Source organism: Bacteroides faecis MAJ27, from assembly GCF_900106755.1.
Lineage (GTDB): Bacteria > Bacteroidota > Bacteroidia > Bacteroidales > Bacteroidaceae > Bacteroides > Bacteroides faecis.
Window position 1 is genome coordinate 16,534 of the sequence record NZ_FNNN01000040.1, and the last position, 15,378, is coordinate 31,911.

Annotated in this window: 12 protein-coding genes, 1 pseudogene and 1 riboswitch; of the genes and pseudogenes, 6 read left to right on the forward strand and 7 right to left on the reverse strand. The window is 41.1% G+C overall.

The genetic code is table 11. The annotated features are described in order from the left end of the window. Positions 1 to 61: 61 nt before the first annotated feature. The 6 genes from BLW31_RS22195 to BLW31_RS22220 form a co-directional block, all read right to left on the reverse strand. The gene (locus BLW31_RS22195) at positions 62 to 838 is read right to left on the reverse strand and encodes a thiazole synthase (RefSeq protein ID WP_010538300.1); all 777 of its coding nucleotides are present in this window, start codon (positions 836 to 838) and stop codon (positions 62 to 64) included. Positions 839 to 875: 37 nt separating this feature from the next. Continuing rightward, positions 876 to 1,493, reverse strand: coding sequence for a thiamine phosphate synthase (locus tag BLW31_RS22200; protein WP_010538299.1), 618 nt, complete (start codon positions 1,491 to 1,493; stop codon positions 876 to 878). 4 nt (positions 1,494 to 1,497) lie between these two features. Next, positions 1,498 to 1,698 (reverse strand): sulfur carrier protein ThiS, encoded by a 201-nt coding sequence (gene thiS / locus BLW31_RS22205; RefSeq protein WP_010538298.1) that lies wholly within the window; start codon positions 1,696 to 1,698, stop codon positions 1,498 to 1,500. 60 nt (positions 1,699 to 1,758) lie between these two features. After that, positions 1,759 to 1,852: riboswitch (TPP riboswitch) on the reverse strand. Positions 1,853 to 1,907: 55 nt separating this feature from the next. Further along, entirely contained in the window at positions 1,908 to 3,890 is a 1,983-nt protein-coding gene (locus tag BLW31_RS22210; protein ID WP_010538297.1) for a sensor histidine kinase, read from the reverse strand. 153 nt (positions 3,891 to 4,043) lie between these two features. Beyond that, positions 4,044 to 4,661 (reverse strand): superoxide dismutase, encoded by a 618-nt coding sequence (locus tag BLW31_RS22215; RefSeq protein WP_029425584.1) that lies wholly within the window; start codon positions 4,659 to 4,661, stop codon positions 4,044 to 4,046. A 76-nt stretch (positions 4,662 to 4,737) separates the two neighbouring features. After that, the gene (locus tag BLW31_RS22220) at positions 4,738 to 6,480 is read right to left on the reverse strand and encodes a hypothetical protein (protein WP_022300993.1); all 1,743 of its coding nucleotides are present in this window, start codon (positions 6,478 to 6,480) and stop codon (positions 4,738 to 4,740) included. Positions 6,481 to 6,627: 147 nt separating this feature from the next. Here BLW31_RS22220 and BLW31_RS22225 point away from each other — a divergent pair, with 147 nt between their 5' ends. Continuing rightward, a complete protein-coding gene (locus BLW31_RS22225; RefSeq protein ID WP_010538294.1) occupies positions 6,628 to 8,994 on the forward strand; it encodes an ATP-dependent helicase in 2,367 nt (788 codons plus the stop codon). 20 nt (positions 8,995 to 9,014) lie between these two features. Next, positions 9,015 to 9,710 (forward strand): YMGG-like glycine zipper-containing protein, encoded by a 696-nt coding sequence (locus BLW31_RS22230; protein ID WP_022300994.1) that lies wholly within the window; start codon positions 9,015 to 9,017, stop codon positions 9,708 to 9,710. An 84-nt stretch (positions 9,711 to 9,794) separates the two neighbouring features. On the opposite strand, the gene BLW31_RS22235 is transcribed toward BLW31_RS22230, so the two are convergent. Further along, the gene (locus BLW31_RS22235) at positions 9,795 to 11,060 is read right to left on the reverse strand and encodes an ATP-binding protein (protein ID WP_010538292.1); all 1,266 of its coding nucleotides are present in this window, start codon (positions 11,058 to 11,060) and stop codon (positions 9,795 to 9,797) included. 230 nt (positions 11,061 to 11,290) lie between these two features. Between BLW31_RS22235 and BLW31_RS22240 the strand changes: the two genes are divergently transcribed. The 4 genes and pseudogenes from BLW31_RS22240 to BLW31_RS22260 all read left to right on the forward strand — a co-directional run bounded on the left by BLW31_RS22240 (position 11,291) and on the right by BLW31_RS22260 (position 15,287). Beyond that, positions 11,291 to 11,515 (forward strand): hypothetical protein, encoded by a 225-nt coding sequence (locus BLW31_RS22240; protein WP_010538291.1) that lies wholly within the window; start codon positions 11,291 to 11,293, stop codon positions 11,513 to 11,515. A gap of 12 nt (positions 11,516 to 11,527) precedes the next feature. Further along, positions 11,528 to 12,025 (forward strand): annotated as a pseudogene (locus BLW31_RS22245) (6-bladed beta-propeller); the annotation flags it as partial. A 9-nt stretch (positions 12,026 to 12,034) separates the two neighbouring features. Further along, positions 12,035 to 13,267, forward strand: coding sequence for a DUF4934 domain-containing protein (locus BLW31_RS22250; RefSeq protein ID WP_032837073.1), 1,233 nt, complete (start codon positions 12,035 to 12,037; stop codon positions 13,265 to 13,267). Positions 13,268 to 14,348: 1,081 nt separating this feature from the next. Then, positions 14,349 to 15,287, forward strand: a complete 939-nt coding sequence (locus BLW31_RS22260; protein WP_010538286.1) for a hypothetical protein — start codon at positions 14,349 to 14,351, stop codon at positions 15,285 to 15,287. Positions 15,288 to 15,378: the final 91 nt, after the last annotated feature.

Below are 15,378 nucleotides of genomic sequence, written 5' to 3' on the forward strand. Positions count from 1 at the left end.
GAATTTTTTATTCTAGTATGATAAAAAAGTAGTCAATTAGACATTACTCATTGCTTATTACTTATTCATTCAGAAATGCGGTTAAAGGCGAACTCGCTTCTGCAACAAAGTTGTCGGCCTGCATGCCCAGACCTGCTTCGTATGCCCGCCTTCCGGCCTCGGTAGCCGCTTTGAAAGCCAGCGCCATTTCTACCGGATTGCCTGCTACGGCGATAGCTGTGTTCACCAGTGCGGCGGATGCTCCCAGTTCCATTGCTTCGGCGGCATGACTGGGCGCACCGATGCCGGCATCTACCACAACAGGGATGCCTGCCTGTTCGATAATAATTTGCAGGAATTCTTTAGTCTGCAATCCTTTGTTGGTACCGATGGGGGCACCAAGCGGCATTACAGTAGCTGCGCCGGCTTCTTCCAACCGTTTGCAGAGTACGGGGTCGGCCTGACAGTAGGGCAGTACTATAAATCCCAGTTTGACAAGCTGTTCGGTAGCTTTTAATGTCTCGATAGAGTCGGGGAGCAGATAGCGGGGATCAGGATGAATTTCCAGTTTCAGCCAATTGGTTCCGAATGCTTCGCGTGCCATCTGTGCGGCAAAAACAGCTTCTTCCGCATCGCGTACCCCCGATGTATTGGGCAGTAGCTGAATATTCGGATGAATAATATGTTTCAGCATATCGTCTTCTTTATCATCCATGTCGATGCGTTTCATAGCTACAGTTACCATTTCTGTGCCCGATGCCAGAATAGCTTGTTCCATTACTTCATTGGAATTGAACTTTCCTGTACCCAGGAAAAGGCGGGAGTCAAACTCACGGCCTGCAATTACTAACTTTTCCACTTTTCTCTTCTTTTATTTGATTATACATTTGACGTAATTAATAACTCTCCAAAATTCTGCGTGTCTCCTCTGCCGGATCTTCCGCCCGGAGAATCGTTCCGGAAAGTGCGATTCCGTTTACTCCGGTTTCGAGTATGGCGGGTATATCCTCATAGGTGATTCCTCCGATAGCTACTACCGGGAGTTCGATATTCGCCTCCTTCATCTGAGATAAAATAGCGGTATAGCCTTCCAGCCCCAGAACAGGGCTCAGGTTTTTCTTTGTAGTAGTGAATCGGAAAGGACCGATGCCGAGATAATCTGCTCCGGCACGATAATGTTGTACGACGTCTTCGAATGTATTTGCCGTACCACCGATGATAAATGATTCTCCAAGCAGTTGCCGTGCCTCATCGATAGGCATGTCTTTTTTGCCCAGATGCACACCGTCCACTTCCAGCTTTCTGGCAAGTTCGACGTGGTCATCCAGAATTAAGATCGCTTCCTTCTCTTTGCAGAGCGGTTTTAGCTGGAGGGCAACCGCTTCCACTTCTTCGTACGGAGCTTCCTTCATGCGTAGCTGTATCCACTTGCATCCCCCTTCGAGTGCCATGAGTGCCGATTCGAAACAGGTATACCGATCGGTCTGGTGAGTGATAAATTGTAGACTGACCATACTTTTACCCTCCACAAGCCGCTTTGATGATCACCAGGTTGTCATTCTCCTGCAACGAAAACTTTTCCCATTCGGTGCGCGGAATCATTTTGTTGTTTACGGCAATCGCGATGCCTTGTACCGGAAGTCCCAGTTGGGCTGCCAATTGTGTAAGGGTAGAAGCGGGAGTCATTTCCACCTCTTTGTTGTTTACTTGTACTTTCATTGTCCTATCAGAGTTAATAAGTTGAAAGTAAATACAAAGAGCGTGCTTATATGGAAAGGCGATAAGAAGAAACACAATCCCTACGTCAGTGCTAACTGCCTCAGGTTCCTAGGGTATAATCTCAGCCCCTCTTGGGGCACCCCTTTGTCTTTACGGGAGCAAAGTAAGCGAAAAAGAAACAGATAAACACCAAATCATCCGATTTTTTTTCATTTTTCTTCCGATTCCTGCTTTTTGATAGGATGGGAAAAGACAAACCGTGCCCCGTTCTTATAATTCTTATCGATCCAGATATCGCCTCCCATACGTTGTATGGTCAGTTTGCAGATCGCCAGTCCCAGGCCTGTTCCCTGCACAAATTCGTTGAGCTTCTCAAAACGCTGGAATACCAGTTCCTGTTTGTCCTCGGGAATTCCCGAGCCTGTATCGGTCACGGAAAACAGCATACACTGGTCTTCCTCATCTATTTCATAATCCAGCGTAATGCTTCCGCCGTCAGGAGTAAACTTCAGTGCGTTGTTCAGCAAGTTGGTAATGACCTGCTGCAAGCGTAACGGATCGGTGTAGAGCATATAAGGTTCTTTCGGCATCCGGAGTCTGATATCTATATCCTTTGTCCTGTTCTTTCTGGTCAGCGTAATCATGTTCTGACAATGATTGACCAGTTCGCACCATTCATACTTGAACAGCAGTTTGCCGGATTCCAGACGCGATACGTCCAGTACATCACTGATCAGTTGCAATAATAACTCCGAATTGGTCTGAATGATGTCCGCATACTCTTTTTGCTCCTCTGTTGTCTCTACGGTATCAATCAGCAGGCTGGAAAAGCCGACAATAGCGTTCAGAGGTGTCCGTATTTCGTGACTCATGTTCGAAACGAAGGCACTTTTCAGCTGATTGGCTTCTTCGGCACGCTCTTTGGCGTGACGAAGCGCGTTTTCTGATAATTCCAGTTTCTTTTTATCTTCCCTCAATTGTGCTGTTGTCTTTTCGAGGTGGTTCTTCAGAATCTTTGTCCGGTAATAATAATACAATGAGATGAACAGTCCGCCTATCAGCACAAGAAATGTAAGCAGAATAAACTGAACTTCCGTGCGATACGCCTGGAAGAAAGGTATCGGCTGGTTGATGACAAGTGAATTGAACGGTAGTTTCTTGTCATGGAATCCCCATTCTTTCAGTTTGTTGGCATCAAACTTATATTTGTTGGGCAATAAATAGATATTACTGATGTTTTCTTCTCCCTTGTCCAGAAATAGATAAGCCTGTTCAGCCATGTTTTGCCCTATTCCGGCATATTGAGGCACATATCCGCCGATAGCCCAGTAACCGATTGCGGTGGCAGTCATACTGAATACGGGAAGTGAAGGATTGGCTTTGGAGAAAGCATATACGGAGTTATTCATATACGTGATACCCCGGCTGTCAATTCTCCAGATACCTAGCAGCATCACAGAATTCTTCGGTACTTTGCGCAATTGGTTGACGGCTGCATCGAGGGTGTGCGTACGGCCATCAATGTAGGTAGTCGACAATTCAGGGTAACGTACCATGTTCTTTTTCACCCAGGCTTGCTCGGCAAGTCCGTTGTAAGTATTGTCCGAGATGAACACCAGATGCTCCATGTCCGGATAGAAACTTCGCATCATTTCGATATCTCTGTCAATGTCATATTCATATGTATTACAATATATTACATTGTACTCTTTCATCCTTTCCGTTAAGTCGATGCTTGGAGGATCATAAGTCTGTATATGGATGGAATCTTCCGGTATGCGGATACCGTTGCGGGTTGCCATAGCACAAAATACGGGAAGCTGTTTGTACTTCTCATCTTCGAGATGCAGGAAGCTGCTCCACGCTTCGCCTCCCAGCAGGATGACCAGTTTCGCATTCGGGTGTTTATCCAGAATATTGGTGAGCGTTTTTTTCCACTCCCTGGCTTGATTGAGGTCGGTAGCATTCATGTTTTCTACGATGGTGGAATACTTTCCGCCCAGCAGACGGTACGTTTCTACAAATGTGTTGATATTATCGTAAGTATATTTGGTATCAGAATTGTAGGACGTGACAAAAAGTATCTCCTCCTTCGATTCTTCCGGAGTAGCCGCATTGCTGAAGAAGGGGAGCAAAAGTAAGAAAATAACATCGACAATGCGCCATTTTTTATTTTTCTGCTGAAGTGTCATAATTGTCTGTTTTGGGTTCGGCTGTTGCAAAAATACAACTTATACCTTTGAAATACAATAGAATGTTTAGGTTTTGTGCCGGAAAAAAGGTCGCTGTGAAATTCACAACGACCTTTCCGATAGTATAGCTTAGTTTAATTTTAATGAGTCCGGTTACATTCTTTTTTCTACCACGTCCCAGTCGATGATATTCCACAGGGCGTTCACGTGGTCGGCACGGCGGTTCTGGTAATCCAGATAGTAGGAGTGTTCCCACACATCAAATCCCAGAAGTGGTTTCAGTCCGGCGCGTACGGGATTACTGCCGTTTCCTTCTTTGGTAATATGCAGTTTACCGTTCTTGTCTACTGAGAGCCAAGCCCATCCTGACCCGAATAATCCGACTGCTGCTGCATTGAATTCTTTCTTGAAGTTTTCAAAGCTGCCGAAATCACGTTTGATAGCTTCTCCCAGTTTGCCTGCCGGTTCCTTTTTCGAAGGTTTCGGAGCGAATTGGAGGAAATATAAATTGTGATTCAACACTTGTCCGGCGTTGTTGAAGATAGCTCCGTCCGGGGCAATGGCAACGATTTCTTCTACCGTTTTACCTTCATATTCTGTTCCGGGAACAAGGCTATTCAGATTATTTACATATGTTTGCAGATGTTTTCCGTAATGGAAATCTATAGTTTGCTGACTGATTACAGGTTCCAGCGCATTGTTTGCGTAAGGAAGTTTTGGCATTTCGTAAGTCATGGTCATAATTATTAAAGACATTAATATAGTATTCATATTGTCAAAACTTTAATTGGTTTTGTTATACTATAGTAACAGCCGTGAGCCGTAAAAGGTTCACGGTATTTTATTTTTATTTATAAATGTACTGTATGCGCTCCACTTGTTGCGGGTTGTCATGGTTCGTCCGGCATACCCACTGCCCGGTATTGTCATATTCATAATAAGAGTCCCCGTCGATCCGGTTGCCGTACTCATCATAGAGGCAAGTCAGGCATCCGGACGTTTTCTGGCTGTTGCCGAAGATACGTTGGTAGACGATTCGGGTGAGATAACCGTATTTGTCATATTCATACAGTTCTTTTTGCGAAAGGAGCTGGTTGGGCGAATTGACAAAGAGCATATTCTGGTGCTGTGATTCGGTCATTTTGCCGTTATCATCATATTTGTTGACTGTGTATCCTTCCAGTTCCCCGTTCTTGTTGTACTCTTTGCATTCCGTCAGCAATCCCTGTTTGTTATAGCTGCTGACGGTATATCTGCCGTCCATGTATTTGAGGGAGTCACTTTCGATGCTTCCGTCGATACCGACGCGGCGTGTCCGGCGGTAGAAATCCGTTTTGGTTTTGGGGTTTGTCTTCACTTCGAAGATGCAGTGGCCTTGCGGGTCGTATAGCCTGCTGGTTTGTACTTCGTTGGCAGGCTGCCCGTTCTTTTCGGTCACGGATAATACGGTGGTAAGCTGCCCCTTATCGTTATAGATGTAGCTCGTTGTAATGTTGCCGGTGCTGTCGGTTTCGCAGCATTTCGTCAATCTTCCCTGCGTGTAATATTTCACGGCAGTAGGGGTCGATACAATTGCTTGCAGAACGAATGGTGCTCGCAGTGCGTTGGCTTGGTCACGAAACTCCTTGTATTTGTGCGTTTTGAGAAACTCTTGCAGTAAACCGAGCGATTCAGAGTTGACTATTGCCGGCTTCAAGAGCTCAAAGTCCGCCTTTTCACTGAGATATTCAAGATCGTTCAGGTGAGTCCGGGTGCCGGTGGCCAGATAAGGTGTATTTTTATAGTCATCAATAATCTGCCGGATGGCGGTGGCATTTCCTCCTTTTTTCAAGCTGTCGATGCGTTGAAACAGGAAGTCGTCGTATAAGGTACGGACTTCGGCAAGGTAGGGGCGTGGACCTCTCGTTTGATAATATTTCTGCATTTCGGGGTCCTCAAAGAAAGCTTTGAAGTTGGCAGGAGTCGGTGCGGCTTTTACCAGTTGGTAGAGCCGTACGTTTTCGGAGGCGTTGACTTGTGCGATGAATTTTCCGTCGGGATACTCCTTGACATAAGTCCGGTAGATGGCAGGCGAAGGAGTTTTGAGCATTCCTTCCAGCAATGCTACCTCACGGAGGTTCTGTAGCCTTTGCAACATGGCGGAATCAGCCGGATATTCGGTGGCGTGAATGCTGTCCAGCAGTGTCCGGCTGAAAGGAATCTTATCTTTTGAGGCTTCTAGCAAGCTGATGATTGACTGATCCGCCTTTTCCCGTATGTTGGAAAGCTGTATCTTTTCCCCTTCACAGATTCCCGGGAAATAGCTTTGGGCGGCTTTCTCGTAGCAGCCGAAGTAGAGGGTGGCTGCCTGCTCGCTTTGTTTGTTCCAGAGATCATTGAGCACATCCATTAATGATAACTCTTCGGCATAATATGCCTTTGTTTCGTCATCCAGTTTTTCCCGGTTCTTCTGCCATTTGTCGGCGTCGTTGTCGTTCAGATACCTTAGCAGCTTTTCCATGCGGCTTTGCTTTTGCGCCATTGCCTGCTGTGGTATACAGGCGACGAGGCACAAGCATAAAATAAATGATAAAAATATACTCTTTTTCATTGCTTTGAGTGGTTAGGTTAAATAGTTAGTGATGAAAAATCATAAAAATATCTTCATTGTCAAATGAATGTTATACTTTTGTCGTATTGAAACAAATTTGAACGCCAAGGGTTTGTTAAAAATCCTCATTGTTTTTATAATGCTGTTATGAATACCAACTATATAGAGGAATTAAATGAGAGTCAGTGTGCAGCAGTGACTTATAACGACGGGCCTTCGCTGGTGATAGCCGGTGCAGGTTCGGGAAAGACACGTGTCTTGACTTATAAAATTGCCTATCTGCTGGAGAACGGCTATCAACCGTGGAACATCCTGGCACTGACCTTTACCAATAAGGCAGCGCGTGAGATGAAGGAACGTATAGCCCGCCAGGTAGGTATGGAGCGGGCGCGCTATCTGTGGATGGGCACTTTCCATTCCGTCTTTTCCCGCATTCTCCGTGCCGAAGCACAACACATCGGATTCACCTCCCAATTCACCATTTATGACTCGGCGGATAGCAAAAGCCTGATCCGCTCCATCATCAAGGAGATGGGGCTGGACGAAAAGACTTATAAACCGGGGATGGTACAGGCACGCATTTCGAGTGCCAAAAACCACCTGGTTTCTCCTACGGGATATGCCGCCAATAAAGAAGCTTATGAAGGGGACATGGCAGCCAAAGTGCCAGCCCTCCGTGATATATATACCCGTTACTGGGAAAGGTGCCGTCAGGCGGGAGCGATGGATTTCGACGATTTGCTGGTGTATACTTATATTCTGTTCCGTGACTTTCCGGAGGTGCTGGCCCGTTACCGGGAGCAGTTCCGTTATGTATTGGTGGATGAGTATCAGGATACGAACTATGCGCAGCACAGCATCGTACTCCAACTGACGAAAGAAAATCAGCGTGTTTGTGTGGTAGGGGATGATGCGCAGAGCATCTACTCTTTCCGTGGGGCGGATATCGATAATATTCTCTATTTCACGAAGGTCTACCCTAACACAAAAGTGTTCAAACTGGAGCAGAATTATCGTTCTACGCAAACCATTGTCTGCGCTGCCAACAGTCTGATCGAAAAGAATGAACGCCAGATTCGGAAAGAAGTATTTTCTGAAAAGGAAAGAGGTGAACCCATTGGTGTATTCCAGGCTTACAGTGATGTGGAAGAAGGGGATATCGTAGCCAATAAGATAGCTGAACTGCGTCGGGAACATAGTTATGGTTATGCTGATTTTGCGATATTATATCGTACGAATGCGCAGAGCCGTGTTTTCGAAGAGGCTCTTCGGAAACGGAGCATGCCTTATAAAATCTATGGCGGGCTTTCGTTCTACCAGCGTAAGGAGATTAAGGACGTTATAGCTTATTTCCGCTTGGTAGTGAATCCGAATGATGAAGAAGCATTCAAGCGGATCATTAATTATCCTGCCCGTGGTATCGGTGATACGACGGTTGGAAAAATAATATCGGCAGCCACGGAAAATGGTGTCAGCCTTTGGGCAGCGCTCTGTGAGCCATTGAGCTACGGGCTGAATATCAACAAAGGGACGCATGGCAAGCTGCAAGGTTTCCGTGAACTGGTAGAAGGCTTTATGGCTGGTCAGGCTGACAAGAATGCCTATGAGATAGGAACGGACATCATCCGTCAGTCCGGCATCATCAATGATGTTTGCCAGGATACTTCACCGGAGAATCTGAGCCGTAAGGAAAACATAGAGGAACTGGTGAATGGAATGAACGACTTCTGCGCTTTGCGGCAGGAAGAAGGAAATCCGAATATTTCTCTGACAGATTTTCTTTCGGAGATCGCTTTGCTTACTGATCAGGATTCGGACAAGGCTGATGATGGAGAAAAGATCACGCTGATGACCGTTCATTCGGCCAAAGGGCTGGAATTTAAAAACGTATTTGTAGTGGGGCTGGAAGAAAACCTTTTCCCCAGTGGCATGGCGGGCGATTCTCCCCGTGCGCTGGAAGAAGAGCGCCGTTTGTTCTACGTGGCTATTACCCGTGCGGAAGAACATTGCTATATTTCTTTTGCCAAGACCCGTTTCCGTTATGGAAAGATGGAGTTTGGAAGTCCCAGTCGTTTTTTGCGTGACATTGATGTGAATTATTTGCAGTTGCCGCATGAAGCCGGAGTCAGCCGTGCGGTGGACGAAGGTGCAGGGCATTTCCGCAGGGAGATCGAAGGTGGATTTGCACGTACGGCATCCCCTTCACGTACACCTTATGGAAGTAATTTCTCCGACCGTGAACGTCCGAAAGCTCAGGTGATTGCTCCCAGTGTGCCGAAGAATCTGAAGAAGGTTAGTGCGGTGAGTGGCAGTAATGCGAAGCCGGCTTCTGCCGGTTCGGCATCTGTTACAGGGGTGCAGGCAGGACAGATGATAGAGCACGAACGTTTCGGCTTGGGTGAAGTGATCAAAGTAGAAGGAACGGGTGATAATGCAAAAGCAACGATTCATTTTAAAAATGCAGGGGACAAGCAACTATTGTTGCGTTTTGCACGTTTTAAGGTGATAGAGTAATCATAGTAAATTTAGAGATGATGAGAAAACAACTAACTGTCATTCTGCTTTCTGCTCTGATGTTGGGCGGATGTGCATCGGGACGTATGGGAAATCCCGGAGCAATTGTAGGTGGTGCTGCAATTGGGGGAAGTCTGGGGAGTTCGATCGGCGGACTTATCGGAGATAATAATCATGGCTGGAGAGGCGGATATCGTGGCTCTGCCATTGGAAATATTGTTGGAACCATTGCCGGTGCAGCGATAGGGAATGCGCTGACTGCTCCGAAACCGGACCCGATAGAGGAGTATGCCTATGTTCCGGAAGTCAGGCAAGGGCAATCTCATTCCAGATACAAACCTCGTACACAGGTTCAGCAGCAGATGGCTCAGTTGAAGCTGCGTAAAATTCGCTTTATTGATGATAACCGGAATCATGCGATAGATGGCGGAGAAAGCAGCAAGATCATCTTTGAAATCATGAACGAAGGAAAGAAACCTGTCTATGATGTGGTTCCTGTCGTAGAGACGGTCGGAAAAGTGAAACACATTGGTATTTCTCCTACCGTGATGATAGAAGAGATTCTTCCGGGTGAGGGCATTCGCTATACAGCCACTGTTTATGCAGGAAGCAAACTGAAGGATGGCGAAGTGACCTTCCGTGTAGCGGTATCCGATGAGAATGGGGTAATCTGTGATTCACAGGAGTTTACGTTGCCTACGCAGCGCGCGGACTAGGATAAGAATAGCTCGAAATAGTTGATTTAACATGGTGACACTATGTGCTCGGGATAGTGACACCATCCTTGGTACATAGTGTCACTATGTTAATGGGATAGTGACACTATCTTTTAATAGCCATCTCCATATAGGGATTATATGTATTTTTTTGTTGTCGATAGTTATTTCTTCGGTTTCGTCATCGGTCAGAACCATGCCTTCGGTGAGATTATATGCATTGAGTGCAGAAACTAATCCATTTATTTCACGCTGCCTTGTTTTTTCATCTTTCATCGAACGGGTGACTTGACAGGCGGATACAATATGTCCGTTTTCACGCATGATGAAATCACATTCTATTCCGTCATCATGATAATAAACATCTTTTCTCTGGCGTTTTATCTCAATAAACACTAAATTTTCAAGTAATTGCCCGATATTATCAGTAGCATTGAAGCCCACTTTGCCGATAATCGCATTATCAATGAAATAAACTTTCTTTTGATTATTCATCTGCTTCTTTACAGACCAGTCGAATTTCATCACTTGAAACAATAGATAAGTATTTTCAAGATATTCCAGATAATTTTTAACCGTTTCCGTATGCTTGATACCTATCGTTTTTGCTAATGAAGTATAAGAAAAGCGTTTGGTTGCATTACTAGCCAAGTAATAAACCATTTCCAGCAACTCCCTTTCACCATTTAATTTGTTTCGGGTGACAACATCCTTATAAATGATGTTTTCATAGAGTGTGGATAGGTAATTAGTGTTTGGGTCTTTGATATAACGGGGAAAACCGCCTGTTTTTACATATTCATCAAAGTATCTTTTCAGTATACTTTTTCCTGTGGTAGTATAAAAGTCTTTTTGTTGCGGATATACTTCTTTTATTTTTAGAAACTCAGGAAAAGAGAAAGGATATAATTCTATTTGGCAATAACGTCCGGTAAGATGTGTTCCCAATTCTCTGCTTAACATATTGGCATTAGAGCCTGTTACAAAGACTTTGCATCCACTGTCATGCAGTCTCCGTACAAACCTTTCCCAACCGGGAATATTCTGTATCTCATCAAAATAGAAAGTCTTCTGTTCTCCGAATAACTCAATAAAGGCTTCATACAATGTTTGAAAATCATCGACCTTGAAATTGATGAGCCGCTCGTCATCAAAATTCATGTAATAGTCTTGTTCTGTTTGCTGCGAACGTATTTGCTGCAAAAGTACGGATTTCCCACATCTTCGTATACCTGATATAACTAACACTTCGGGACTGTTTACTAAACTTATATCAATATCCCTTTCTATCATTTGTGATATATCTTTTTCGCGTTGATCGAATATGATATGCTTTAATAGTTCTTTCATAATAATGGGCGCTTTTATTTGCAAAGATATAAAACTTCTCATTATAAACGAGTAAAATTAAGAAAAATTGCTCATTGTAAATGCGTAAAATAACATAGAACTTCTCATTTATAATGAATGGCAGACGTTAATCTTTAGACAATGTTAATGAGACAGTGATAACAAAATGATGTTTGCATTTTAAATTATTATACTGTATCTTTGTTACATAACAAATAAAACAGATAACAATGAATCCTCTTGATCTTTTTTTTGGAACTGGTGATGCTGTTAGAATGATTTTTAAACTAGGCTATGTGCCAGAAGAAAGCGAATTTTATGAATTGACTTGTGATCAGTATAAATACTACTTTGAAATTTATGGTCATACTGATGAAAAATTACGTTATGCTGCTTCTCTGTTGCCTTCTATATTTAGTAAAGATACACCTTATTCACGTGACGTGGAACCATAAATAAAAAACATAATGAGAACTGTAAGTCTGATAACACTGTCTATCCTTATTTGTGCATGCTCTGCTAATAAAAAGAATCTTCCCGATGGAATTGAAATAATCCCTGTCGAAGTAGATAAAGTCTCGCAGGATGCCTCATCATTTTTAGAGAAAATAGAGATTGTGCCTTTGGAAACGAACGACTCATCTATCTTTCATAGATGTAATAAAGTCATCTACGATCAAAGTTCGGATCTATTTGCAATTTATACAAGTGATCAAATTGTTTTCACGTTTTCGGGAAATGGGTAATATATAGCAAATTCGAAGAAAATGAAAGGACAGGGGCCGGAAGACTATGTAATGGTATTGGATATTAATTTTAATCCTTATTTAAAAGGCATAGACTTGCTAAATCCTTATGGGACAATATATACTTATAGTCCGACATTCGAACTGCTAGCCAAGAGAAAGTTTAAACCGGAATTTCCATTGGAATACTTGATGGCTTTAGATGCTGAAAATTATATTTAAATAGTAATGACTAGTAGAAAAAATAGCTCGTTGATAGAAGTAGTGTATGTGGGAAAAATTATTATGATACTTTTTCTAACTATGTCATCCTGTCAACGACAGGTTTCATGTCATAAAGGTGATATTGAAATTATTGATGTCTTGAATAGAAATCATCCTATAGAAATCAATCTATACGATATTGTGGATAGTGTCAAATACGTTCCATTGGGAACAGGTGAATGTTTATTAAGTGAGATTGAATGCATAAAGAATGATGGGAAATTCTATTTTGTCAAAGATTCAAGAGGGGTATTTGTATTTGATGAAGAAGGATATTTTATTAATGAAGTAGGTTATAGAGGTATAGGGCCGGGTGAATATGTGTATTCGGACAATTTTTATTTAGATCGTGATAATAAATTGGTATGTCTTATCTGTAATTCTGCGAGAAAAATTTTACAATATACTTATTCTGGAGCTTATTCTAATACAATTCAATTAGATACCGAAGATGCTAACATTGAGTATGCCATGATGTGTGGTCAAGGAGAGCTTATTGCGTATTATCCGTTACCAAATGATTATTCTCAAAACCAAAGTGAATACAGTGTGTTCAGAATCAAGAATGACTCATTAATTGGCGAAACGCTGTTAAAAGCAAAAGAAATAGGGACTCAAAATATACATTATCCTTTTCTACATTATCCAATAGCATTATTAGATAATCAATATTTTTTTATATCGGTATTGTCGAATGAGCTTTTTGTATATGAGGGAGGTCAAATAATGCCTGGATATTACGTAAATATACCAGAGAATGAGCCAAGTGAGGATTTTATAGAAGAACATAAAGACTTGAATTTTTTTGAATTAGTTGAAACATTGAAAAAAAGTAATATAGGTTTGGGAATCACTGCCATTGAGTCTTCTTCTGATTATTTATTTATGTCAATTAGCAATAAAAGTACGTTGATATGGGATAAAAAAAGATCAATTCAAATATCTGATATTTATGATCCTGATTTGAAACTTTATTCTGATTTACTTTTATCTGGTGGAGTATCAGATGAACATTTAGGTTTTTATTCTGCAGATTTTCTTTGTGCTAACAAGGAGCTTATATTGAAAGGCAATGATAGATCTCTAGCTAAATTGGTTGGAAATTTATTAGAAGATGATAACCCTGTCGTGTATCAATATTACTTCAAGAAAAATGCTATAGATATATTAATTGAAAAATATGGAATTGGATTATAACATTGTTTGTTGAATTCTCTTGTAAAAAAATGCTTTTAATAGAATTACGATCGAAATTGTCAATGCCTGTTTTTTCTTTTTACATTCTAAAAATACAAAAGAAATGATTGCTATTTGGGAACGTGACCAATTTGGATATCCAGTTTGTATTGATGAAAAGCATGTATCTGGATTTTGGAGATGCGGAGGTGAAAGTTGAAGGTTTGCTTAGACAGCCGGAGGGAAGAGAACCGATTCCGGTGAAGAAAGAAGAGAAATAACAGAAGATGCTACAAAAAGATATCAATATTTGAAGAAATCGAGTAATATACTGCTCCCATTACTTAAATTTTTCAATGATGATTATGTTATGTTTATTTGGTAAAGACAGATAGAGGATATGGAAGTCATTTTACGTATAACAGAAAGCAGAAGAAAGTTTTTTTGATCAAAGAAGGGGAGCCTTTTATTATGTATCTCTGTTTTGGCATAGTTGATAATGCTTTGCTCTCAATTTGCAAACCTGATTTTGTTCATAGAGTGGTAGATCGTAAGTTGATGCCGTCTGAGGAAATTCGTAAAATGGAGGCTTTGAAAGAAGATGATAATCCTGTTATATTGAAATGTTATTTGAAACGATGAAGCTAAATTGGCGAATTGTAGGTCGGATAGGTGAAATATATTAGTGTTATTTGAATGGAATTATGTTAAGTGAATATTTTAAACAAATTCTTTTTGTTCATTTATATATGGCGTGTTTCTTTAAAACCAAAGAGGTGTTGGTTTTAAAGAAACGGGGTCTTGGTTTTAAAGGAACGATACTTTGGTTTTAAAGGAAAACTGTCGTTTTCTATGGTGTTGATAATCAATTGTTTATGAAGATGAGATTTTACTCTTCTAAAATAGTAAATTATTCAGTCAAATAGGCTCTGAAAGTGATGATAAAGATGTGACGACATTTATATTATGGACATTAATCTTTTCACAAAATGGCTTTTGCTCTAATTTTAGTAGACTAAATAATATCTTTTTAGAGGAAAAGCTATTGATAGTTGTGAAATATGTTATCTTTGTAGTACAAAACGAACTAAAATAAAGCAAAATGAGACCTAAAAGAATAATACTGTTGTTTGTTATAGCTTGTGTCGGAGGAGTTATATTCTTTTTTGTATGCAAATATACCTATGATTTTAAAGTAGTTAAGCTTAAGGAGAAAGCGCGAAACGCTTTTATTGGGGCGGTTGATCAAGAACTAAGAAACCGGAGTGTTGATGGAGATTGTTCATTTAATTTGGATGCAAAAGCGGCTATGAGTGCTGAAATTCCAGATTCTGTATATTTTGAAGATGAAACAGGGAAACGTTGGTATCGGTTAGATCCCAAGAAGAATCGTATGAATATTACGAATAATTCTACATTACGCGCTTTGCACTCTTTTGCTTTTGGAAAAAAAGAGCTTCTTGCTGATTCTTTGAATGCCGTATGGAACGAGCAATTACGAAAGTCAAATATTTTTCTTGAATCAGCTTTGTGTGTTTCATTAATAAATATAGATGGAAGTATAAAATCACAAAATACATGTTGGAACGAATGGTGTAATTCTTCAAATTTGGTTTTTACTTCTTATATAGGTTATGCTTGTGAGATAGAGATAATAGGATATTTGTGTTATTCAGTGTGGAGTATAATGTATAAGGAAATCTTTCTCTATCTATTATTATATATAGTTTTGGTGTATGGATTTTATAAATCTTTTATAGTTCTTCGTCGTAAGTTGTATTCGTTACCTAATAAAGAAATAATAGAAATAGAGGTTATAAAAGAAGTTCCTGTTGAAGTACCGGTAATTAAGGTAGTGCAGAATATAGATGCCACTATACATTCATATAAATTGAATGAACGTTCTATATTTTATTCGGAACGGAATATTCTAGTAGTTGATGGGGTTGAGAAAAAGATTCAGCCTCAGACTTGTCGAATATTAGAATTATTTTTAGAAGAAAAAGATCATAAATATATGTTGGAATACAGTGTAATGTAAGCATTCAGCAAACCCCGTATTTCCCCCTCTGAAAGTTCTTCCTAGTTTTGCGTGAATTTAAAACGTGAAACAATGAAGAACTTAACTTTAG